This window comes from Chenggangzhangella methanolivorans, from assembly GCF_042648545.1.
In the GTDB taxonomy this organism is placed as follows: domain Bacteria; phylum Pseudomonadota; class Alphaproteobacteria; order Rhizobiales; family Methylopilaceae; genus Methylopila; species Methylopila methanolivorans.
On the sequence record NZ_JBHRXS010000004.1, the window covers coordinates 633,603 to 656,136 of the forward strand.

Consider the following 22,534-nt stretch of genomic DNA (forward strand, 5'->3'; position numbering starts at 1 on the left):
CCTACTTGTGGCAGATGACGCAGCCACCGTCGGCTTCATCGACACCGTAGACGTCATCGATCGTCTCATCGGTGCGGGCGGACAGCGGATTAACGGGTCGATTGCGCCTTAGGCGGTCACGTCGGCGCTCATAGTCGGCCTTGATTTGGGCGACCCTGCCGGGCGCGAGCAGATCGACGAGGCGTTCCCCGTGGCTCCAGGTGAAGGGCGAGCCATCGTCCATGGCCGTCTTTTCGTAGGCGATCGCTTCGGCGAAGCGCTGCGGATGGTTCTCCGCGAGCCGCACCCACTCGATCTTCTGCTGGAAGAAACAGAAGGTGCAGCCGGACCTGGAGCGCCAGCGATAGTATGCTGGCTCGCCGACATCGGCTTGATCGAGGATCTCGACCACCCCAGCGCGGTCAATCCCCGCTTCCCGCAGCGGTAGGTGCACCTTCATGTTGGGATGCGTTGCCTGATAGCCCTCGCGACTGGGTTCGTCGGACCGGATCGCAACATAGGAGTGGACAGTGACGCCGTCGTCGAGGTCCTTACGGAGCCAATGCTCCAGCGGCCGCAGCTTCAACTGGCGAGTGCACCAGCGTGTCCGCGGCGAGGGCAGGAAGTTGTTGTACTCTTGCAGCCAGAAATCGAAGTCCCGGTCCGGGTTCAGGCGCGCGATCTGACGGCCGAGGAATCCCTCCAGGCGATCTAGGAACGAATAGACCTCCGGCAGCTCCTTCCCAGTGTCGGTGAAGAAGTATTCGATTTGCAGCTCTGGGAAATGCTGGCGCATATAAACGGCCAGCGCCGCGCTGTCGCGGCCGCCCGAAAGTCCCAGGATGTGCCGTTCGATCACGCTGCCTCCACTTCGCTTTCGGCCGCCAATGCCGCGATGGCGCGCGCCAAGGCCGCGAGCTTTAGGCGCCTGCCATCCGGGTCGGTCTGCAACACCTTGAGGACGTGGTCGGCCAGGCAGGCGGCCGCCTGCTTCTCGCTGTCCGTCAGTTCGAAGCTGCGCAGCAGAGGCGGGGTCAGGGGATCAAGCCCCACGACAAGGGCCAAGGTTTCAGTGTGGGACCGGCGGTCGCGCACCACGGCGAGCGCCTCGAGCTCCCGGAAACGGCGCCCGTACCGCGCCACCTCGGTGAGTGCTTGTTCGCGATCGCGGTCCGACCATCCGTGGGCCGGGCGGTGGAGCAAAACGCTGAGTGCGCCCTCAAGGTCGCCGTGGCCCTCCAGAGAAGCGACCCGGTCGGCGAACGCCTCGAACGCATAGTCGTTGGTGAGTCCCTTAATCGCCGCCGCGCGCTCCGTCAGGCCGGCGAAGGTGTTCGGGACCACGCCCAGCGCCCGGGCGATGGCTTGGCGCATCTCGGCCAGCAGCGCCGGATAGGTCGCTTCGCATTCGAGCAGCGCGTTGTGGACGGTTTCGGCGGCGAGGTCGTCACCGAGCGCCTCAGGGAGCGCGTCGAACAACAGTGCTTCCGGGTCCCGCGACTTCAGGACCGTCCGACGCACCGTTTGGGCCAGGGCGCTCACCCGGGTTGTTCGGGCCGCGTGCACTGGCAGCGCCTCGAACCTCTGGAACAGGGCCTGTGCGACCGGCAGCGAAGTTGACGCGTCCTCCACGCCCAACTGCGACGCCAAGCTGCCTAGGAACGCGGTCTCGCGGACAGTGCGATCAATTATCCTGAACTTGAAGTCGGCTGGACGCTGCAGGAGCCGATCGACGGTTACGTCGTCGATGCCCGTTTGGAAGACGCCGTCGGCATAGACCGCGACGGTCTCCCGGTACGCCAGCATGTAGGCGAGGGCGAGCGCGGGCATGACGCCAGCCTTGATGCCGAAGGGCGGGGCCGCCCAAACCTTGAAGACCTCACCGAGGCCTCCGTCGCCAGATTCCTCCAACACCCGCCAGGCCGGCCACAGAGTTTTGCCCGGGCCCTCGGGCGAGGGCTCGCAAAAGTCGAACCGGCCATCCGCGTCCTCGCGATGCAGCCCGAACGGCTTGATGACCGTCAGATAGAGGCCGAGTTCAGCGGGAAAGCCTGTAATGCCGAGGTTGGCCTGGTCGCCTCGAGACACCATCGCGTGGCAGAGCTCGCGGAGCGCCGCCATTGAGTTTGACGATGGCCGGTCGCGTTGCAACAGCTCGCTCTTGAGCACCGGCGCGGCGGGATAGCCGGCGTCCGCCAAGGCGCTGGCCACGATCGGCAAGGTCTCCCGCATCGGCTTGAATGGCTCGGGAGCGAGCCACCATTTGGCCTCGTCTAACGAGGTTTCGAGAGCGCGATGCAGGCGATCGACGCAAGTGGAATGCCGGGCCGCCAGTTCGCGCCGCGCTATTCGATCTCCCTCAAGCTGCGGATGGTCGCGCAGCACGCGCTCGACGGCCGCGAGTTCAGCCGCGCTGTCGCGCAAGGCATAGCCGTTCGCAGCCGCACCAAGCGCCACGACCAGACCCGACTTCTTCAGCCCCTTGGCGGCTGCCTTGCAGACCGCCTCAACGGCCGATTGCTCGACGCTTCCATCGCCCAGCACCAACGCAAGGTGACCACTGCCCCGGGCGGCCCTGGCGGTGACGCCGGCGGCCAGCTCATCGGCGGTGTCATCAGCCCCGACCAGGTACAGCGAAATCGCGAAAGTGCGCAGGGTGCCTGTGACGAAGTAATGGCGTTTGGCCGTGGCGAACCCGAAGCCAACGCGCTGCGGCAAGCCCTCCAACAACGCGGCATCGACCGGGCTCGTCGCTCGGGCGATGGCCTCCTCCAGGTCGAAGTCGCTGCCCGCGAACAGGGCGTAGCCTCCGAGCCGCGGCTGTCTGATTAGGACCGCCCATTCGAGTAGGTCGGCGATGGCGCGGCTCCGCTCAGCGTCCTCCAGCCCTGGAAGCGAGAGCGCCAAGAAATCTTCCGCCAAAGCGAGCCCGGACCCGTTTCGGAAGAATTCAAGCGCCGCCGCCGTCTTCGTCAGCGCGACGTGGGCCGGGCTGCCCTTTGCGCCGGCGCGTTCGATCGCCTCGAAGGCCAAGCTGAACCGGCCACTGTCGTGTCCTGCGGCGAGCGCCATGCCGAAGTTCGACGCTAGGTAGTCCCACAAGCGATCTGGCCCGTAGGTCGCAGCGTCCCCTTCCGTCGTGGCCAAGAATTCTTGGAAACCAGCCGGCTCGCCAGAACTCAAGAAACCGAAGACGCTACGTTCGTTCTGCGCGAACCGGGCCCGGGAAACCGGCCCGAGAAGGAGAGCGGTGACCGGGTTGAGCGGCCACGTCGCCGCCAGGGCTCCGGTTAGGACTTCAACCTCAGTCGGCCGGCGCCGGGCGACAGCTTGCGCGGTGGCTTCGGCGAGCCCGTGGAATTCGGTGGGTGGGGTGGGGCTGGAGATTGCGCGCCCAAGGAGCGCGACGGTTTCGTCCGCGCCGCTCAGAAACGCGATGTCGTGGAACCGGCCCTGAACCTTAGCCCATTCCTGGCGTGCGTCGCGAGCGGCCCGAGCTGCGTATTGATCGAACGCCTGGTGCAGAATCCCGATGACGACCAGCCGGCCTTTGCTGCGCGTCGCGTGCTCAGCTAGATCCTGCAGGAGATGGATATCGCCGCCGCCAAGCGCTTCGTGCTCCAATAGTTTGCCCAACTCGTCGAGCACGATGAGAGTCCCGCTCGATTTCGAGGATCCCGCACGTTGGATCGCGCTGATCAGCGCATTGTCACTCTCGTTCGCCGCGGCAGCCTGCTGGTCCGTCCAGCCGAAAGTCGTCGCGGCAGCGCCCGCAACGGTGTCGCGTAGACCGACCCGACTGCCGGTGACCGCCACCACCTTCCATGGTCCGCTATCTTCCGGGAACGCCTTGGCGTAGGCCGTCGCCAGTTCCTTGCCGGCGATTTTGGTTGCGATCGCGCGGTTGCCCTTTTGCCCGGCGACCAGGTTCGCCAAGAGCAGGGCTGCGCTGGACTTTCCGCCGCCGTAGGGGCCTGTCCAGGTGTACGCGCCCTGACGGTGCTCGCTTTGGCTTACGGCAAGACCCATGAGTGACTTGCGGACGCTGGCCTGAAGCACATAGCCCACCAAAGGCGGCGTGCCGTTGAGATCAGCGTCGATCCGAGCAGAACGTGCAAACCGGCGATCGATTTCGACGATGTCGGAGAGGCGCATCATGCCGCGACGCCAACAAGCGGTCGGGACGGATAGGCGGCCGCCACGAGGCTGAGGGGGTCGATGTCCCCGCGCTTCTGAACCTGACGAAGGCCGGCCGTGTCGGTCCACTGCCAGGCGTTGTCGGTCAGCTCCGCCAGGTGCATCAAGCGCGTGATCACGCTGTCTTCGTCGAGCTTGAAAACGCGTCCAGGCGAGCCGGGGGCGTAGCAGATCTGTTCAGCGGCGAGCGTGCTGGTGCCGCCTTGGCGCTGCCAAAAATCGGCGAGGCCGTAGGCAAAAACGCCGTCCGGCAGATTGGGTTTTGGGCCCCGAACAAACTCGTACCATCCGCCGAGCCGGGCCTCTCGCACCAAGCCAAGCTCTGCGAGCAGCGGCTCGGCCGCGTCCTCGTTCCGAACATCGCCTTTGCGCACGTAGCTGCGCAGAAAGACCTCCACGTCGCGCTTGATCGTGCCGCGGGTGGCCCGCCAGCCCTTCGCTGTCACCATCTCGAAGAGATCGTCGATCAATGTCGCGGAATCGAATTCGATTGCGTTTAGTGCGTTGAAGGCGTGGAAGGCAGTCGTCGTAACCTCGGGGGTCGCCGCGATGTGCAAGTGACAAAGCCAAACGGTGGCGGGCCGTTCTAGGTAGGGATCTAACCCGCCGTCGGAGAGTAGGAGGCGGCCCAGCGACGTCGGCGAGAGCTGACGATCAGTTTCCTCAAAGAATCCAGAGGCTAAGGCCCAATGACGCATCGAGACCGCCATGTTGCGCCCTACGCCAAAGCGTGCGATAGCGTCTTGTTCTTGGAACGTTCCGGATGGCGCGCCGTCTTTGACGGCATCGAAGGCCTTTTTTAGCCACAGGAGCCGCAGCGGGAACGTCTCGTGCCCTGCGAACTGAACCTTGGAATCGGCGTAGATTGCTTCCTGTCGCATGGAGAGGAGGCTACTGGCGAAGTTCTCCAGTGGCAAGGCGGCAGCGCTCGGCTGCGGCAACAAATTCGTCAGCAGCTAGCACAACATGCACTTCGTCTAAGTAACGGTTAAAGTATACTCTGACAACTTGCTTGGCGGATTTGGCGGAAAAGCCCATTGCTGCAAGGACATGGGAAGTTGTGAGCTGGCCTGACGTGCAAGCGGATCCGGTAGAAATCGCCACTGTCTTCGCCAACGCGACGCACAGAGCGTCTCCGTCGACGCCAGGAATACTTAGGGCGATGCCGCCCGGAACCGTGGGATGGCCGTCCGTCACCCGATGATGGCGAAGTTGTCGATGGGACAAACACTCCAGGAAGCTCTCCAGCAGCACGTCTTCGCGATGGTCTGCCCGGGCGAGTTCAGCGGCGGCAACGGCGGCGGCCGCGCCGAACCCCGCGATCAAGGCTACGGGTTCGGTGCCCGGGCGTAGTCCGCGCTCTTGGCGACCGCCATGCAGGAGGGGGTGGGGCGCCGGCGCGCTTGAAGCACGGTAGAGCGCACCGATCCCCATCGGTCCGTAGCACTTGTGACTAGAGATGCTGAGATAGTCGACGTCGAGCTCGACGACATTGACTGGGATTTTCCCGATCGCCTGAGCGGCGTCGGTGTGAAACAAGCCGCCGACACGGTGGGCTAAGGCGGCCGCCTCGGCGATCGGTTGAATCGCGCCGGTCTCGTTGTTGACGAGCATGATAGACGCCAGAAGGAGTCGTTCGTCCGCCAGTTCGGCGAAGGCTGCAACATTGAGGCGCCCGGTCTTGTCGACGGGGCAGCGAATGACCTCAATGCCCTCGCTTCGCAAGGTATCAGCCGTTTCGAGCACCGACTTGTGCTCGACAGCCGAGACGATAACCCGCGATCGCGAGTGGCAGGCCCGGTGGACCGCCCGCAGAACGCCAGCCAGCGCTAGGTTGTTCGCCTCCGTCGCGCCCGAAGTGAAGGTGATCTCGCCGGGCGAGGCACCGATGAGACTGGCGACGGCGGCGCGTCCCGTAGCTACGAGCGCCGCAGCCTGCTCGCCGGCGGCATTCGGCGATCCCGCGTTTCCCGGACGATCCCACGCCGAAAGCATCGCTGTTCTGGCCTCGGGCGCCAAAGGCTGAGTTGCGAATCCGTCCAGATAGATCGGTCGCGCGATCATGGCGCGGGACCAACTTCGGCCTGCGGCGCTTCGGGCTCCGCAGCGACCGGGCCCCGCTGCACCGCATCTTTCCGACTGGGCGCATCCTCGACTTGTCGATCGTGCACGTGGATAAGTAGACCCGAGCGCCAAGCATCCCCCGGGTTTAGCTTGGCTCCGACGTTCGGCGCATTCTTGGCGGTGAAAGCCATCCCGCTCAGACCCTCTGCCGCCGTTTCGATCGTGCTCCACAGCGCGCCGACACTGTCGAAGCTCGACCCCCTCGAGGCCGTCTCGCTTAGCTCTGAACTTGCCTTCACATGCTCACAGGCAGGTCGTGCTATGGCAAAGACCGTATCGACATCGGCTGTGACGGCCTCCTCGACACCGTCCCAGGCGCTCTCCGTCCCGGCGTCGTTTTCATTTTCGATCAGCTTATAGAACGCGATGATGTCCGAGCTGATGAGGACGGGATCTAATTCAAGCACCATCCGGGCGGTGATTCGGAACAAGCGGACGGATTCTCCGTAAACGCCAAAGGTAGGGGTGGGGAACCGCGTCGCCAAGGGGCACCACAGAAGTTGCATCCTGGTCCGTTTGCGACGCGGTCTCCTCGTCGAGCACGCAGCTGCGTCGAGGCTGGCAGGTGAGGGGACCTTGCTGGTGGGCTGGGATGCGACTGCGCCTTGGCCCGCGGCTGCAGCAAAGCTTGGCGCCGCGATGCAGGTCCTGGCGCTCAGCGTCGGCAAATGACCCTTTGCGGCTGTCTGAGGCGTCTGCTTTCGAAACAGACAGGCGGCCGATCTACGCGGGAGACCGGACTGGAGGATCGGCCGCTCTGATCGCGCGAAGGAGCTCCGCGCGAAGACTACGCTGTCGCGCTCAGTCGCCGTACTGCTCATCCGTAACCTTCTCCATCCACTCGACGACCTTGCCGTCGAGGGCTTCCTGAATGGCGACATGCGTCATCGCGGCCTTCGGGGCGGCGCCGTGCCAGTGCTTCACGCCCGCAGGGATCCAGACGACGTCGCCCGGCATGATCTCCTGAACGGCTGCCCCCTCCTGCTGGACCCGGCCGAGGCCTGACATGACCAGCAGGGTCTGGCCGAGCGGATGCGTGTGCCAGGCCGTGCGCGCGCCGGGCTCGAACGCGACGGTCGCGCCCGTGACCCGCGCTGTCCCGTACCCCTGAAGGGCTGGTCAACCCTGACGGTCCCAGTGAACCAGTCCGCGAGGCCGACCTGCGAGGCCTGCGATCCCGGGCGCTGGATCGTCACCCGGACCTCTTCGGCCGCCGCCGGGGCGCCCATCGCGACCGTGGAGGCCGCGGCGGCCATGATGGCCTGTCTCATGTCGTTTCTCCTACTTAGGCGACCGCCGCGGACAAGCGGACGACCGGGACGTGAAGACGACGAGGACCGCGGCCGCGACCAGCATCGCGGCGCTCGCCGTGAACGTCGCCTGGTAGCCGTCGGCGTCATAGAGAACGCCGCCGACCGTCGCGCCGGCGGTGATCGCGAGTTGGACGATGGCGACCATCAGGCCGCCCCCGGTCTCCGCGTCGTCCGGCAGGGCGCGGGCGAGCCAGGTCCACCAGCCGACGGGCGCGGAAGTCGCGAGCAGGCCCCAGGCGCCGAGCATGACGCCAGTCGCGCCCGTCCAGCCGCCGAGCGTCATGAGGGCGAGCGAAAGGACCGCCATCAGCGCCGGGATCAGCCCGAGCGTCCGATAGAGCCCCTTGGTCAGGAGCCCACCGATCAGCAGCGTTCCGACGAAGCCGGAAACCCCCATCACCAGCAGCATGACCGACAGCGTTGGCACGTCGACATGCGTGACCGTCTCGAGGAACGGCCGCAGATAGGTGAACAGCGTGAACTGGCCCATGAAGAAGAAGGCCGCCGCAGCCATGCCGAGCGCGACCATGGGCTGGCGAAGAAGCCGGAACACCGATCCCTTCCCACTCCGGGCGTCGGCCCTCATCGAGGGCAGGCTCAGGACCTGCCAGATCAGCACGATGACGGCGACGGGGACCACGAAGAAGAACGCCCCGCGCCAGCCGATCAGGCCGCCGAGGAAGCTGCCGAGCGGGGCCGCGACGACTGTCGCGAGCGCGTTGCCGCCATTGAAGATGGCGAGCGCCTTCGGGACCTGGTCGCTCGGCACGAGGCGCATCGCAGTCGCGGCCGACATAGACCAGAAGCCGCCGAGCGCGACGCCGATCAGCGCACGGCCGATCATGAAGACGACGTAGTTGGGCGCAGCCGCGACGACCGCTCCCGAAACGATTGTCAGGGCGGTGAGCGCCAGCAGCAGCGTCTTGCGGTCGAGACCGCCTGCGACGGAAGAGATGGAGAGGCTGGTCAAGACCGCGAAGGCGCCTGAGACCGCGATCGCCTGTCCGGCCTGGCCCTCGGTGACGCCGAGGTCTTGCGCGATCGGGGTGAGCAGGCTGACGGGCATGAACTCCGAGGCGACGAGGCCGAACGCGCAAAGCGACAGGGCGAAGACCGCGCCCCAGGACGCGGAGGGGCTTTCGTCAACGGATGGGGCTGCTGTGACTTGCATTGCGTCTGTCCCGAATGCTTTCCGCTCGACGGAGGCGTGCGTCTGCCTTGCGCGCGGCGTCAGCCTCGCGGTGCGGTCGTGTCCAGTGACGGTGTCTGGAGCGGAAGCTAAGGCCGTGGCTGTGTGCCCGGCACCCGGTCAGTTCCGCATGCGACTATGAGAAAGGCTCATCAATCAGCGGACACACGAGGCAGCGCCACCGAGACGACGCTTCCATTTGTTCGGGTCAGGTCTGCGCCGCCAGCTTCTGTTCGAAGAAGGCGAGATCGAACTCGTTCGGGTCCGGACCGCCTCGCGCGCCGCGGTCGAGACCGTCCAGCGCCGCCATGTCGTCGTCGGAGAGAGCGAAGTCGAAGACGGCGATGTTTCCGGCGATGCGCTCGGGATTGACCGACTTCGGTATCGGGGAGAGCCCATGTTGCAGGTGCCAGCGCAGGACGACCTGAGCAGGCGTCCTGCCAAGTCGCGTCGCCATCCCGGTTATGACCGGGTAATCGAGCAAGCGCGTGGCTGTGTCGGGGTCGTTCGCGTCATAGACGAGCACGCCCCCGATCGGCGACCAGGACTGTGTGGCTATTCCCAGCCTGGCGTGGGTCTCCCTCATCTCCCGTTGGCTGAAGAAGGGATGTAGCTCGACCTGATTGACCGCCGGGACGACGGACGACTCCGCCGCGAGCCTCTCCAGGTGACCGGCCCTGAAGTTGCTGACGCCGATGGCCCGCACCCTTCCTTCGCCGAGTAGCATCTCGGCCGCCTGATAGGCCTCAACGGTCCGGTCGAAGCTCGATGGCACCGGAAAATGCAGGAGGTAGAGGTCGAGGACGTCGAGACCGAGCTTCTCCATACTGATGTCGAAGGCGCGCAGCGCTTCATCGCGGCCGAAGTCCGAGATCCAGAGCTTGGTGGTGACGAACACGTCCGAGCGCGGGAGCCCGCTCCCGGCGATGGCCTCGCCGACCTCGCGCTCGTTGCCGTAGACGGTCGCAGTATCGATCAGGCGGTAGCCAGCGCGCAGAGCATGGACGATGGCGTCGACGGTTTCTTCCGGGGCGCTGCGATAGACGCCCAGTCCCACTGCGGGCATGACCACCCCGTTGTTGAGGGTGATTCCCTCCACGCCATCGACCATGACGGTGTCCTTTGCCTTGCGCTCGGACCCAAGAGGGGTCCGGGGGTGGATCTACCGGTGGGAGTACAGTGTCGCGGCCTTCGCAAAGGCCTTGGACCTGAAGATCGTCGACCCGCGGCCACCGTCGCCGTCGTTGGTGACGATGAACAATTCGTCTGACCCCGTGCGGATCGCCATGCTGGTGGAGCGGAGGTTGTGCCCTTCCTCACGTCCCGGCAGCAGCACTTGGCCGATCGGGATGCCTTGGGGGTTGAATGCGAGGACCCGTCCTTGGCCGTACATCGCGACGTAGACGTTCCCGTCGCCGTCGACCCGCATCGAGTCGGGAGCCGGCCCGACGAAGTGATAGGCGACCGCCGTCCCGAAGGGAGTCGGGGTCGTCGCGTCAGCCAGCTCGATCCGGTGCAGCAGGTTTCGACTGAATTCGGTCACCCAGAGGGTCCGGCCGTCCGGGCTCAGCGCGACGCCGTTAGCCATGGCGAGGTTCGGGACAACCGGAACGACAGTCTTTCTGTCAGGCGCAACGTAGTAGACGCCCCCCTTCGGATCAGTCGACGAGCCCCTGAAGTCGGTGAAGTAGAAGCCGCCGAGCCTGTCGAACACGAGGTCGTTCGGGACATACCCGGCGTCCAGTGACACGACAGTCGCCATGTCCGACCCATCGGCGGCGACCGAAACAATTGAGCCCCTACGGAAGTCTCCGGCGCCGGCCGCGTAGATGCGGCCATCCTTATGCACCGCCAGTCCGCCCAGGCCGAGCGCGTTCTCAGGCACGACCGTCGTGAGCCGCCGCTCGGCAGTGACGCGCAGGATGCGCCCGCTCCCCGCATCCGCGAAAATTAAGTCGCCGATCCGGTCGAACGCCGGGCCCTCCAGCGGCACGCCGACGTCTGCGACCTTGAACCACTCGTCGGCGACCGCCGTCTGGAGCATGCGCTCGGCCGGCGGGATTGGGGCAGGCCCGCGCGTCAGCTCATCATATGCAAGCGGTCTCGGGATATCTCCGGCCTGCACGAGGAGAGAGAGCCCTGGCCATCCGATCGCCGCGACGACCAGAGCGCCTCCGAGCACGCGCCGCGCGTGCGGCCCGATCGGTGCGAGCGTCGAACCGTCAGGGGTCACGGCGTCGCCTCGCCTGTATCGCTTCGATCGTGACGGCGACCGGATCCGAGCCGCGGAACGCGTCCGGAATCTGCTTCAGCCGGCCGAGGCGTACCAGTCCCTTGGAGTACGGGAACTCCTTGTAGAAGACCGCGAGGTTTCCCCAGGGCGCGTAGTAGGCGATGTCGCCCGCAACGGGGGTGAAACCTTCGCGAGCCCCGGCGGTCGGCAGCTTGCGCGGGAGGTCGCTGATCTTCTCCGTGGCGTTGTAGTCGGTCAGCTTCAGCGTCATCCACACAAGCGCCCCGAATGCTCGGGCGGCCTCTCCGTCCTCGAGGGTCGCCTCGACGGTCTCGCCGCTCCCCGCGATGCGGAACTGGATCTCGTTCATCGGACGTCTCGCGGAGCTCTCGACTTCAACAGGCCAGGCGACGGAAGTCGTCGCCAGGAAGGCCGCGGCGATAGCCGTCGCTCGCGACCGATGGTTTCCGACGCCCGGCATCAGTGCGCCGTGTAGCCGCCGTCGACCGGAAGGGCGACACCCAGCACGAAGCTAGCCGCGTCGCTACAGAGCCACAGAACGGCAGCTCCAACCTCGTCCGGCTTTCCAAGGCGGCCAATTGGCTGCTTCTTAAGGATCTCAGCCATGGCCTCGGGGCGCTCCTCGATCATTTTGGCGACCATCGGCGTGTCGATCGTCGCGGGACACACCGCGTTGATGCGGATGCCGCGAGCGGCGTTCTCGAGGGCGGCGGCCTGGGTAAGGCCGATCACGCCGTACTTGGTGCCGTGATATGCTGTGAGGAACGGGTTACCGACCAGCCCGCCGATGGACGAGCAGTTGACGATCGCGCCGCTTCCCTGCGCCTGCATCTGGCGCAGCTCCGCCTTCATGCAGTTCCAGACGCCACGCAGGTTGACCGCGACCACGCGTTCGAAGTCGGCGCTCGGAACGTCCACGACGTCCGCCGGAGGAATCTGGATCCCGGCGTTGTTAAAGGCCACGTCGAGGCGGCCGAACCTCTCGACCGTCTGCCGGACCATCGCTTCGACCTGATGCTCGTCCGTCACGTCGCAAGGCACGCCGAGCACCGTGCGCCCCGCCGCCGTCAGATCGTCGGTCGCCTTCCGGAGGGCCTCGGGGTTGAAGTCTGCGAGCACCACCGACGCGCCGGCCTCGGCGAAGAGCCTGGCGGTCGCCAGTCCCATGCCCATCGCGGCGCCCGTCACGAGCGCAACCTTGTTCTCGAACCCAAGCTTCATGATGCGGACCCTCCTGCGTTCCGAAGCTTCGCGCTCATGCGCGGCGTGTTTCCATCGACGGGTCCTCAAAGGTCGTTAGTCGGTGCCGTCGCGCGAGCCGACCACGGTCCCCGCCTGTCCCGCGACCTGCAGCGCGGATGAGCCGTAGTTAGACCCTAGGCATTCCCGCCATTAGCCGCCTGCGCCTCATTGCTTTCATCGACGCGGCTCATCAATCGAGGTGGAAACGTATCGGGGGCTTCTTCAGGTCCTGTGGCGGAGCGCCTCGAGCAGCTTCACGAACGCCGGGGAAGTATGCCGACGGCTGGGATAATAGAGGTAGTAGCCGTCCCAGACCGGACAGAATGGCTCCAGGACGCGGGTGAGACGTCCGGACTCAATGTGCGTCATCGCGATGTCTTCCGGCATGTAGGCGAGCCCGAACCCGGCGAGCGCAGCCTCGAGCACATCGTAGATGTGGTTGAAGGCGAGCTGACCGTCGACCCGGATCCTCAACTCGCGGCCGTCCTCCTCGAACTCCCAGGCCCAGAACCCTCCATACGTCGGCAGGCGGATGTTGATGCAGGTGTGCTGGACGAGGTCCTGCGGATGCGCGGGTTCCAGGCGCGAGGAGAAGTAGGACGGAGCCGCCACGACCGCGAACCGCAGATCGGGGCCGATGCGCGCGGAGATCATGTCTTTGGCTAGTTGCTCACCGAGCCGCACGCCCGCGTCGACGCGCTCGGTGACGATGTCGGTTAGGCCGTTGTCGAGCACCAGCTCGACCTTAATGTCAGGGAAATGAGGAAGGAAAAGGCCCAGCTTCGGCCAGAGTGCGCTCCGGATTGCATGGTCCGAAGCCGTAATGCGAATCGATCCGGCGGGCTTGTCCCGCAGCTCGCTGAGGGCGTCGATCTGGGCGTTAATCTCATCGAAGTGCGGGCCGACGCCGTTCAGAAGCCGCACCCCCGCCTCGGTCGGCGTCACCGCGCGGGTAGTCCGCGTCAGCAGCCTCAAACCAAGCCGGGTTTCGAGCTGGCGGATGGTGTGACTGAGCGCTGACTGCGAGACGCCGACCTTGGCTGCCGCCCGGGTGAAGCTGCGCTCCCGGGCGACCGCCAGGAAAGCGAGAATGTCGCTGACGTTCTCGCGGGGCACCCATAAACTCCCTTCATGTCCGCATGCCGATTGTACCGGCTAATCGCGGGGCATGACAGAGCTCAGATCGAGGCAGCCGCGGCCGTCAGGCAAGGCGCGGAGAACGACGCTTCGGATGGGCACCGGGTTGGTCCGCGAGGCGCGCGGAAGCACCGGGCCCAGAGAGCCCAGCACGCCGGAGGCGACCCGCTCCACAGGGTCTACTCTTGCAGCGCTCTCCGCCGATCAGGCCAGGACGGACGAAGGAGCGAGGTGAAGCCGACAGTCGCGAGATCTCGTCCAGCTCGCCCTTAATACGGCTGTAGAAGAAGCGCGAACCGACGTCGGCCCCGAGCGGGGTTCAGCGCGAAGGTCTCGGCGCCCCTGCCGTTCGGCAGCCGGGATCCTGAGCGGATAATCGTAATCGTGCGGCGGAGCGCATCATTCGAACTCGCTTTCCGGATCGTGGTTCCGAGCGCGCAGATGAGCAGCATCGACGCTCCGAACGGCGCTCCCGCGAGAAGGTTCTCGTAGTCCAGCAACCGGCGCCGACAGCTTCGGATGCCCGGGCAGTGCGCGTTGGAGCGGTGCCGTCACCGCGGCGACGCGCCGGTCTTCTACGCGAGCTTCGACGGCGATGCCGGGGTATCGCTAAGCGAGGCCGCGACGGTGCCATCTCACGGTCTCGAAGCAGGGCGACAGGACACCGACGCTCGAGATCGACAACAATCGATCCATAACGGCAGCTGTGTCGGAACGCCTAGCCGTCACGCGGCGACGCAGCGGCGCATCCGGCCGCATCGTGCGTCTCCGCACGACCCCCAGCAGCGTGTCGTTGCTGATCGGCAGCACGAGGCGTGCGTCAAGGCGAAGGGGATCTGCTCGTCCGGATACCGTTGCGCTTAGCGGGATTCCCCTCCGGCAGGGGTGACGACGCCCGAAAAAGCCGCGGTCAAATCGCACCAGCCGGAGGATCAGGGCAGGACCACCTCTCAGGCGACAGACCAACTTGACAGTAGCGCTTCTTACCAGCTAGTCTTCGATCGTCGGCTATCCCCGCATCAAGGTCGACCAAATAAACCAACAAGTACGTCTAGGGATGACGCTATGGAAACCGATAAAAAAACCGGAACGTCCCGCAGATCATTTGTGAAGGCTGCTGGAACCGGCGCAATAGGAATAGCGACGCTGCCGCTTTCGACTGCAACTGCTTTCGCGGAAACTGACAACGTGGAGCTTGCCCAATCGAAGCGGAAGGTTGTCCTTGCTGAACAAGGCAGTTTCTACATCGGGGGCAGAACAGTAACCGGGCCTGGAAAATTCGATCCGTCAAAGCCGGTAATTCGAGCTTCCAACGAAGGTGCCACGTTTTATATCAATCAAATGTACGTAAACTTTCAAGCTCCTGTGCGCCCTCGTGGGCTGCCTCTAGTCTTTTGGCATGGGGGCGGACTAACCGGCCATATCTGGGAATCTACCCCAGACGGCCGCCCCGGATTTCAGACCCTCTTTGTTCAAGATCGGCATACGGTCTACACGATTGATCAGCCAGGGCGCGGAAGGGGCAATATTCCTACCTTTAATGGCCCTTTTGGGCAGTTGGAAGAAGAGTCGATTGTTAACACTGTTACCGCAAACGTCAGTAAAGAAAGAGCGTGGGTTAGAGATCGACTAGGGCCCGCTCCCGGCCAGTTTTTTGAGAACAGCCAATTCCCACGTGGTTATGAAGACAACTACTTCAAGGAGATGGGGTTCAGTCCGTCGATCTCATCAGATGAGATAGTCGACGCTGTTGTTAAACTAGTAACTCACATAGGTCCTTGTGTTCTGGTGACCCATTCGGCTTCCGGAGTACTGGGCATGCGAGTCGCGACACACGCCAAGAACGTGAGGGGGATCGTTGCTTATGAGCCTGCGACAAGTATCTTTCCCAAAGGAAAAGTGCCTGAGATACCGCCTCTCGCCGATAAAAAGTCGCAAATTTTCCCGCCGTTCGAGATCCAGGAGTCTTACTTTAAGAAGCTCGCGAAGATACCCATTCAGTTTGTCTTCGGAGATAATATCCCCAAGAACCCTAAATCCGCCTATTGGTTCTTGGACTGGTGGAGAGTCACTCGCTACGCTCACAGCTTGTCACTCGAGGCTATCAATAAGCTCGGTGGTCAAGCGTCTCTTTTGGATTTGCCGACTGCGGGACTTCGCGGCAACACGCATTTTCCATTCACCGACCGGAATAACGTGCAGGTCGCTTCTCTGTTATCTGATTTCCTCGGAAAGCACGGCTTAGATCAGAACGAAAGCTGAAGCCGCAAGTCCTAGAGGCTGCATTCTGACATCATCCCTCCACTTTAACGAGTGGAGGGCTTTTCCATGTTGACGACCTGTTCAGTCCTTGCTCTGCTAGGGCTGAACGCAGCAGTCATTTCTATTTTCTTCCGTTTTGGAGGTCTGGATTATGACGATGACGGCCTCTTCCGCTCAGTCGCCTCTCCTCGATGTCGTGCGCTTCTTAGCGTCAGAAGGTCTGGTCATACAGCAATCAGCGCAAATAGAGGACTCCACTAGCGCTTGCGTAAGTTATGATCAGTATACATTTGTCGACGGCGCGTGCAAGAAGTGCCAAAGCGATTATTTCGGGATATCAATCAAGGTTAAAGGCCCGCCGGTTCGTCGGGTTGACTTTCGAGCCAAGCCGGACTTCGCTGTAGGGAAGGCTGGTATGACAATCATGATCCCGCCCGATGATGAAGGGCATTTCGAGGGGGTCGGCTCGTTCGAATCGTTAAATTTTTTCATTGCCTCGAGCGCTGTTGAAAGGTTGTCACTTGAAGTCTTTGATAAGCCTCTTGCTAATCTAGAGTTTCAGCAGGGGCATTTCCGTTATGATGCGACGATGATGCAAATCGGAGGTATCGTACTAGAGAGACTATTTAGCGGTGATCTTGTCACGGCTTTAGAAATGGACGCCTGGGCTCAGATTGTTGCGTTGCATATACTTCGTAAATACAACCTGAGCGACGGCCTGAAAAGAGGATTATCGGGCGGTAGGAAAGAGGTTCTTTCAGGAGTTGCTCTTAGCCGGGCTAAGGCGTACATAAATTCTCATTTGAGTATCGGCCCTCTGTTCCTCCGGGATATTGCTTCATCGGTGGGCGTTAGCGAGCGGAGATTTGCAAGGGCGTTTCAGGAAGGGACGGGATCCAGCGTTCACGAATATGTCTTGCAGGTGAAATTATCGCGAGCCTGCGAAATGCTTCGGAACAGTAACATGCCGCTCCTAGAGATCTCGGTGTTGTCAGGCTTCGCTTCCCAGAGCCATATGACAAACGTTTTTCGGCGTAGACTTAGGATGACTCCGCGAGAATTTCGCAATGCATTGTTGTAGGGACGCGTTCAGCTGAACGCAGAAAGCTTGGGGCGGCAAGATTGTAAAGCATGCGAGCTGTTACGCTGACTTCCGCCCTATCCGGCAGTCTCCGCAGCGCTCGCGACAGATTCCACGGAAAGGAACAGTACCGGGTGTTGACGCTGATGGCTATTAGAGCCTTGAACTGTTTGAGACGAGCGTCTTGAGCTACTTGGAGTAGCTGTAGGCAAGCAGTCAGCCCCTGACATGGCAAAGCAAGAGGTTGGTGGCGAACTTAGTCAAATGCAAAGACGGTCGACATCCCAGCTTTACAATGTCACTGAATCCTGTAAAGATGAACCCAATTAGCAAAGCCGTCTATATTTGGAAGGACTGAGGCCCGTTAGCTTTCGAAAGATGCGAGAGAAATGCGTATGACTTGAAAAACCAAGCGTCACTGCAATATCAACCAAATCCCGTTCCGGGTTTCTCATAATGATCTTCGCTTTTTCAACCCGTTGCAAGAGCACAAACTGATACGGACCGGTCCCAAAAGTGGTCTTGAACACCCTAGAGAAGTGGTCGGGGCTTAGCTGAACCAGATCTGCGAGCCGCGTCACCGACAAGTTATCGGATAAATGTTCTGATATATAGTCTAAAATTCTTTCGGTCTCTTTAGGAGAGAGCGAACGATGGTCAACAATCGGCGGGCAGGTCGCAGAGTATTTCGCCCTTAAAAGGCCAACGAGCGCGATAGAGAGCGACTCCGCATACAAAGGGCCGTTTGGACAACCGGCCTTAATCTCAGCCCGCATCAACCGAACGATGTCAGCGACTTGACGATTTTGACTGAAGACTGTCGGCACTAAGCCCTGCGACTCTCCAACGCCCGTCATTGGGTATAACTTAGTTAATCTATCGGTATCTAAAAGCAACCCAGTGCGATTATACGCCTGAGTCCTACTCACCTCGACGATTTCTACGCCCGCCCTTAGCAGAAATATCGCTCCAGCCGACATCCGTTCATGGTGAGATGAACCTCGAAAAAACCATCGTACTTCACCATGCTGCTTTCCGCCAACGACGAGCACCGTTTTTATCGCCATCGCCCGCTTGGTGGGTTCTAACGTTCCGGCACCCTCTTCGAGCGGAAAGCCAGCCCATGCCGGGGTGGCTGCACTCAAGAAATGCTCTGAGCCGGGCACAAACGTCTGAATTTCGCCATTGCGAAAAATTGCGACGCGCCGCTGAACAGCGGCTGGAATCAGTTCGGTGGAGGGCATGGCGATCACAAAGTCCCCTCCTCAGCCAAACACTCTTCACACGGGACAGAGAAGCTTGACGAATTGCACATTCGTTCGCCGGAGAGGGGTGTGTCTCTGCGAGAGCGCGCGGAAGCCCTTTATAAGCTCAGTGTCTGCTGCCGTCAATTATGGCTGTGTTCACCTCTTCTGATGGTCTAACATCTTACTTTGGCGATGGACCGCGGCGGCATCCTTGTTCAGCAATGATGCGCCAATCTTGCTGCAGGACGCTACAAGTGGTATGCTAGGGTTTGGAGCGGCGCTTGCGCCCTAGGTAAATCACGCGCGCCGTGCCAAGCCCGTCGCCGCACGCGTACTCCCAGCGCTTCTCCTACTGCGCCATCTAGGCGTTCAGTCCTAGGGCCCGGACCCATTAACGGCTTTGCGGATTGAGCGAAGCGTGATTCAGAGGCGTCCTCGTGGAGGAGGACGCCGATGGGATCGGACTACTTCTGGCTGACGGACGAGCAGTTCGGCCGTCTCGGGCCACACCTTCCGACGAAGACGCGGGCATGCCGCGGGTCGACGACCGTCGGATGATCAGCGGCATCGTGCATGTGCTGAGGTCGGGCGGCCGATAGGCCGGCGCGCCTGCCGTCTGTGGTCCGAGCAAGACCCTCTACAATCGCTATGTGCGCTGGGCCGTGAAGGGTGTCTGGTGCAAACTGTTCGACGCGCTCGCCGCTGAGGCCGGGCCCCGCTCTCACGTCCTGATCGACAGTTCCGCAGTAACAGCTCATCGCTCGGCGGCCGGCCGCAAAGGGGCGAGCGCAGCCAGGCGGTCGGCCGATCGCGCGGCGGACGCACCACCAAGATCCACGCGCTCACGGACGGAAAGAGCCGGCCGATCGCCTTCCTGCTGACCGGCGGGCAGGTCGCAGACTGCGCGGCCGGCGCGACGCTGCTGGCGGAGCTTCCCGCCGCCCGCATGCTTCATGGCGACAAAGGCTACTACAGCGACGCGATCCGGCGTCAGGTCGGGGCCGCAGGCGGCACGCCCAACATCCCGCCGAAGGAGAACAGGCGCTGGAAGCCGTGCTTCTCGCCAGCGCTCTACCGCGATCGCAACGCCATCGAGCGCATGTTCTGGCCGCCTCAAGGACTTCAGGCGCGTCCCGACGCGCTACGACCGCCTCGCCTCGAGCTTCCTCGCCGCCGTCCACATCACCGCGATCGTCAGCTGGTTATGAGTCCGGGCCCTAGCGTGTCCTGGCTTGGCTGGCGAGTAGACAGAGCTCCGGCTTTTCGACGCCGACGGCTTTGAGGGCCTCGAGCGACGTTCTGAACCGGAGCCTCGATCTTCCAGCATTCGATCAGTTATTCGAGTGGCTGATGCGTATGCCCGTCGACCTAAAGAGTTGGCTGCCGTCGATCGATCAAGGTTGACAGATCGGAGACGAAGGCAGGCGTGAGAGCGTCACCTGCGAAGGGCTGGCTTACCGACTCCGGGTGCGGGCGCGGTGGTGACAACGATGGTCAGACCGTGGTCCGTTGCGGGCGAGAGCCCGATCGAGAAACGCGGCGCTTCGCGTCGTGCATCCGATCCGGCCGCCGATCGCCGCCAGGCTCTCCGCGCCTTGCGGAAGTCTACCGCCGCGTCGCCACCAGAACCCAGACCGAGCCGGACGGGCCGATCACGCCCCGGCCTTCAACGCCCGGATCACCGTCGCTACGGTACTTGCGTCCGCACCGCCGCACCGTCGACCTCACGCCCGATCGACGCTGTCTTCAAAGACGAACGCCGCAGCCGACGAGGCCTTGGCCTGGCCGATACCTCCGGCTCCGCCGTCACGACTACCGGAACGAACGACGCCGCCTTCTCCGCCTCAGCCCTGTACGTCCGCCGCCATGCAAAAAGCTGAGGCGGCGTCAGCCCATGCCGTCGCGAAACTGCGCGCACCGTCGCGCCGGGGCTCCGCGCTTTCGGCGACGATCGCCGCCTTCTCCTCGGCCAACCAGACCCGCCGCCGCCCGCGCCGATGAACACCTCAAGCCGCCGGGCAGGCTCCGACATAGGCTTAAGCTCTAAAACCGACATATGCCGAAGCCCTAAATCAGGCTCCGAACATCACCCCGCACCGCCCCGGCAGTAGGTGGCGGTGGAACAGCGCTTACCTTGGAATCACACCATGCTGCCGTTAACATAGCAGGGCACAGGTACTATGTTCGTCTGCACGACCACAGCATCAGGAGTAACGCACCAAGATAACAGGAAGCCGCAATGTTAAGGGCGAATGTAAAACTGAATTGCTTCGAAAGCGCAACGGATAGCGCGGACCCAAGTACCGACGCCGAGCCATTGATCGCCCATAGAATAGGAATATCAATGGAATGAGCTTTATGACCGGCCAGCCTCAACGCTGTAGGAAAAAAGCAGCCCAACGAAATACTTAGCGGAAAAATCATGGCTCCCGTTAGGATTATCCGCCCACCCGTCGAAAGATAAAAAAACTTGCTCGTTACTAAGGGACCTAGATAGTTCACCATCAGAACTGCCGGAACAGAAAACATACATGTGACCAGCAAGATCTGCCACTTTTCACGATTGATAAAAAAGTGCGAAAGCAAACTGCCTAGGCCCGCCCCCACCAGCATGGAGAAGAGCACCACAGAAAGAGTGATGGTAGGAAATCCCAAAAATAACATGTATCGCTGAACAATGATATTCTGGACAACCATAAATCCTACGCCTATTAAAGCGACTAGGATAGCTAAAATGGATAGCTTCGGAGTCGCTTCTCTAAAGTTCCTACCCGACGCAAACGCCCATACCAGCACAATAAATGTTACTGAGGCCGAAATCACAAGTAGCCCTCTTACCATTATGGGAAGCTCAAAAGATAAATCGAAAAAAAACGGGCTATCGTCACTCACTGGTCTTAAATTTACCTCAGGGAGCTTATATGCTTCCGATGACGAAGCGAGTTGCTTTAATAGCGGAGAGCCCGTATCAGGAGCTAGATAACTAAGCGCAAATCCGCGCGCCTCCGTGACGAACTTCAGTCTTGCTGTTTCCTCAGCGGTCAATGGAGATCGTTTGATGATGAGGAGATGATTATAGGGTGCATTGTTTTTATTAGGCGCGCTCACCACAGCGAGATGAGCGGCGGCTTTCGCTATACTCTGCCCTTCCGAATAAAGAATCGAAAGTGCTGTTACGAAGGCACGCGCAAGAAATGCATCCTGATCAAATATAAGTACAAGGGCACCACTTGGCGTTAAACGTGCAACAGCGTCTTGTAAGCCTTCACGGGTCTGAATGTAACTTTCAGCCAGAGCAAGGCCCTGACCGGTCGCGGTCGCCGTTTGCGTCAGAGAGAGATATATTAAGTCATACGCACCTGTATCTCGAGCTAAGAAGTGTCGTCCTTCCTGTATAAAAAGTTTCGTACCCGGTTTGTTATACAAGTCGCCATAAAATTCGCGAAACTGTTCGAGCATCGCCGGTAGGGCGGGATTTATATCAATTGCCGTGATGTCTCTGACGCCAGCGAACTGTCCGAAAAGTACGTCCAGCCCCCCACCGGCCCCAATCGTTAACATCCGATCGGACTGACGCGGCCGCCAGACATCAAGCGGGACGTGTCCGATGTGCGAGCGCAGAGCCGTGGGATCAGTTTCCCGGCTGTGCATCCGCACCATTGGGGCGGGCGTGTCACCGTCTGTGAATATCGAGATTAGATCTTTGTTCAATCCCATGACGGCGTCAGTTCGAGCATATGCATCCCACCTCGTGGCTAGAACGGTCCAATTATTTGGGTCCCTTTGCATTCTAACTATCATCGGCTTTGAGTTAGCCGGGTCGACAGCGACCCTGCCAACCGTCAGCCGATTCAGTGGAACGCTCACGCTAAAAGCGAAGCAGGCGATCAACAACGGTAGCGCTAGGAATGTTGCTGCTCTAAGTCGCCGTTCGCGCTCGCATCCCAGCGCAAAAATCAAACCTGCCAGCGACGTGAGCGTAGCAGTAGCGGAGATTGTAGAGACCGGTCCAAGGAGATTCAAAAGGAAAATACCTACAAAGCATCCAGTTCCCGCTCCTATTAGATCAGCTGCATAGAGTTTACCTGCTCTGTCCGGCCAGCGCGTGAAAATTGATCCCACACACCATCCGCTAAAGATAAATGCGGGGATCAAGACGATCGAAACGGCGGCGAGAGGCGGGAGCAGTGAGAGGGCGGGTGTGGTGAAGATCATTATCATCGGCGTGACGTTCAGGATCGCGGCGGCAATGGAGGCTGCTACAATGTAGGCATCACCGTTGCGCCAACGCGCCAGCAAAGCTCCCAGCCCCAGCCCCAGAATACTGAAGGAAACAACCGCGAAGACGAAATGATATCGAAATATGGCCGAAAATATTCGGATAATGCTTATCTGAAAAACCAACGATGATAAGCATAGAACGAACGTAGAGGCGTAAAGGGCCGTTGAACGTGTCATCAAGCTCGACATCAAACCTGAGCCTTGGGAAAGCTACCTTGGCATAACGCG

General features: G+C 61.7%; 17 protein-coding genes and 2 pseudogenes. 3 read left to right on the forward strand and 16 right to left on the reverse strand.

Annotated features, from left to right (window positions below; genetic code table 11):
- Nucleotide 1: 1 nt before the first annotated feature.
- The 12 genes and pseudogenes from ACFOWB_RS08440 to ACFOWB_RS08495 form a co-directional block, all read right to left on the reverse strand.
- The gene (locus ACFOWB_RS08440) at nucleotides 2–838 is read right to left on the reverse strand and encodes a phosphoadenosine phosphosulfate reductase domain-containing protein (protein WP_128778785.1); all 837 of its coding nucleotides are present in this window, start codon (nucleotides 836–838) and stop codon (nucleotides 2–4) included.
- On the reverse strand, nucleotides 835–4,137 hold the full coding sequence (locus ACFOWB_RS08445; RefSeq protein WP_206659577.1) for a hypothetical protein: 3,303 nt from the start codon (nucleotides 4,135–4,137) through the stop codon (nucleotides 835–837). The genes ACFOWB_RS08440 and ACFOWB_RS08445 overlap by 4 nt, the downstream gene beginning before the upstream one ends.
- A complete protein-coding gene (locus tag ACFOWB_RS08450; RefSeq protein WP_128778827.1) occupies nucleotides 4,134–5,057 on the reverse strand; it encodes a DUF4007 family protein in 924 nt (307 codons plus the stop codon). The genes ACFOWB_RS08445 and ACFOWB_RS08450 overlap by 4 nt, the downstream gene beginning before the upstream one ends.
- A 10-nt stretch (nucleotides 5,058–5,067) precedes the next feature.
- Nucleotides 5,068–6,240 carry a cysteine desulfurase family protein gene (locus ACFOWB_RS08455; RefSeq protein ID WP_128778786.1) on the reverse strand — a complete coding sequence of 391 codons (1,173 nt, stop codon included), beginning with the start codon at nucleotides 6,238–6,240 and terminating at the stop codon, nucleotides 5,068–5,070.
- A complete protein-coding gene (locus tag ACFOWB_RS08460) occupies nucleotides 6,237–6,731 on the reverse strand; it encodes a hypothetical protein (RefSeq protein WP_128778787.1) in 495 nt (164 codons plus the stop codon). The genes ACFOWB_RS08455 and ACFOWB_RS08460 overlap by 4 nt, the downstream gene beginning before the upstream one ends.
- 370 nt (nucleotides 6,732–7,101) lie before the next feature.
- Nucleotides 7,102–7,496, reverse strand: a pseudogene (locus tag ACFOWB_RS08465) ((R)-mandelonitrile lyase).
- Between the two features lie 85 nt (nucleotides 7,497–7,581).
- On the reverse strand, nucleotides 7,582–8,784 hold the full coding sequence (locus ACFOWB_RS08470) for an MFS transporter (protein WP_128778788.1): 1,203 nt from the start codon (nucleotides 8,782–8,784) through the stop codon (nucleotides 7,582–7,584).
- A 226-nt stretch (nucleotides 8,785–9,010) separates the two neighbouring features.
- Complete coding sequence (locus tag ACFOWB_RS08475) at nucleotides 9,011–9,913, reverse strand: aldo/keto reductase (protein WP_128778789.1); 903 nt, start codon at nucleotides 9,911–9,913, stop codon at nucleotides 9,011–9,013.
- A gap of 51 nt (nucleotides 9,914–9,964) precedes the next feature.
- On the reverse strand, nucleotides 9,965–11,035 hold the full coding sequence (locus ACFOWB_RS08480; RefSeq protein ID WP_245479771.1) for an SMP-30/gluconolactonase/LRE family protein: 1,071 nt from the start codon (nucleotides 11,033–11,035) through the stop codon (nucleotides 9,965–9,967).
- Nucleotides 11,025–11,405 carry a cyclophilin-like fold protein gene (locus tag ACFOWB_RS08485; RefSeq protein ID WP_128778791.1) on the reverse strand — a complete coding sequence of 127 codons (381 nt, stop codon included), beginning with the start codon at nucleotides 11,403–11,405 and terminating at the stop codon, nucleotides 11,025–11,027. Before ACFOWB_RS08485 ends, ACFOWB_RS08480 begins: the two co-directional genes overlap by 11 nt.
- Before the next feature lie 110 nt (nucleotides 11,406–11,515).
- Nucleotides 11,516–12,277, reverse strand: coding sequence for an SDR family NAD(P)-dependent oxidoreductase (locus tag ACFOWB_RS08490; RefSeq protein ID WP_128778792.1), 762 nt, complete (start codon nucleotides 12,275–12,277; stop codon nucleotides 11,516–11,518).
- A 243-nt stretch (nucleotides 12,278–12,520) separates the two neighbouring features.
- On the reverse strand, nucleotides 12,521–13,414 hold the full coding sequence (locus ACFOWB_RS08495) for a LysR family transcriptional regulator (protein ID WP_128778793.1): 894 nt from the start codon (nucleotides 13,412–13,414) through the stop codon (nucleotides 12,521–12,523).
- Between the two features lie 1,086 nt (nucleotides 13,415–14,500).
- On the opposite strand from ACFOWB_RS08495, the gene ACFOWB_RS08500 reads away from it, so the two are divergent.
- A complete protein-coding gene (locus ACFOWB_RS08500) occupies nucleotides 14,501–15,697 on the forward strand; it encodes an alpha/beta hydrolase (protein ID WP_261403757.1) in 1,197 nt (398 codons plus the stop codon).
- A gap of 151 nt (nucleotides 15,698–15,848) precedes the next feature.
- Nucleotides 15,849–16,778: an AraC family transcriptional regulator gene (locus tag ACFOWB_RS08505; protein WP_128778795.1), complete on the forward strand. Its 930-nt coding sequence runs from the start codon at nucleotides 15,849–15,851 to the stop codon at nucleotides 16,776–16,778.
- A gap of 326 nt (nucleotides 16,779–17,104) precedes the next feature.
- On the opposite strand, the gene ACFOWB_RS08510 is transcribed toward ACFOWB_RS08505, so the two are convergent.
- On the reverse strand, nucleotides 17,105–18,022 hold the full coding sequence (locus ACFOWB_RS08510; RefSeq protein WP_245479774.1) for a helix-turn-helix transcriptional regulator: 918 nt from the start codon (nucleotides 18,020–18,022) through the stop codon (nucleotides 17,105–17,107).
- Between the two features lie 456 nt (nucleotides 18,023–18,478).
- Between ACFOWB_RS08510 and ACFOWB_RS08515 the strand changes: the two are divergent.
- Nucleotides 18,479–19,233 (forward strand): annotated as a pseudogene (locus tag ACFOWB_RS08515) (IS5 family transposase).
- Nucleotides 19,234–19,712: 479 nt separating this feature from the next.
- Here the strand turns inward: ACFOWB_RS08515 and ACFOWB_RS08520 are convergent.
- The 3 genes from ACFOWB_RS08520 to ACFOWB_RS08530 all read right to left on the reverse strand — a co-directional run bounded on the left by ACFOWB_RS08520 (nucleotide 19,713) and on the right by ACFOWB_RS08530 (nucleotide 22,495).
- Nucleotides 19,713–19,916 carry a hypothetical protein gene (locus tag ACFOWB_RS08520; RefSeq protein ID WP_378146906.1) on the reverse strand — a complete coding sequence of 68 codons (204 nt, stop codon included), beginning with the start codon at nucleotides 19,914–19,916 and terminating at the stop codon, nucleotides 19,713–19,715.
- A complete protein-coding gene (locus ACFOWB_RS08525) occupies nucleotides 19,870–19,998 on the reverse strand; it encodes a hypothetical protein (protein WP_378146918.1) in 129 nt (42 codons plus the stop codon). The genes ACFOWB_RS08520 and ACFOWB_RS08525 overlap by 47 nt, the downstream gene beginning before the upstream one ends.
- A 205-nt stretch (nucleotides 19,999–20,203) precedes the next feature.
- Nucleotides 20,204–22,495 carry a hypothetical protein gene (locus ACFOWB_RS08530; protein WP_128778797.1) on the reverse strand — a complete coding sequence of 764 codons (2,292 nt, stop codon included), beginning with the start codon at nucleotides 22,493–22,495 and terminating at the stop codon, nucleotides 20,204–20,206.
- Between the last annotated feature and the right edge of the window lie 39 nt (nucleotides 22,496–22,534).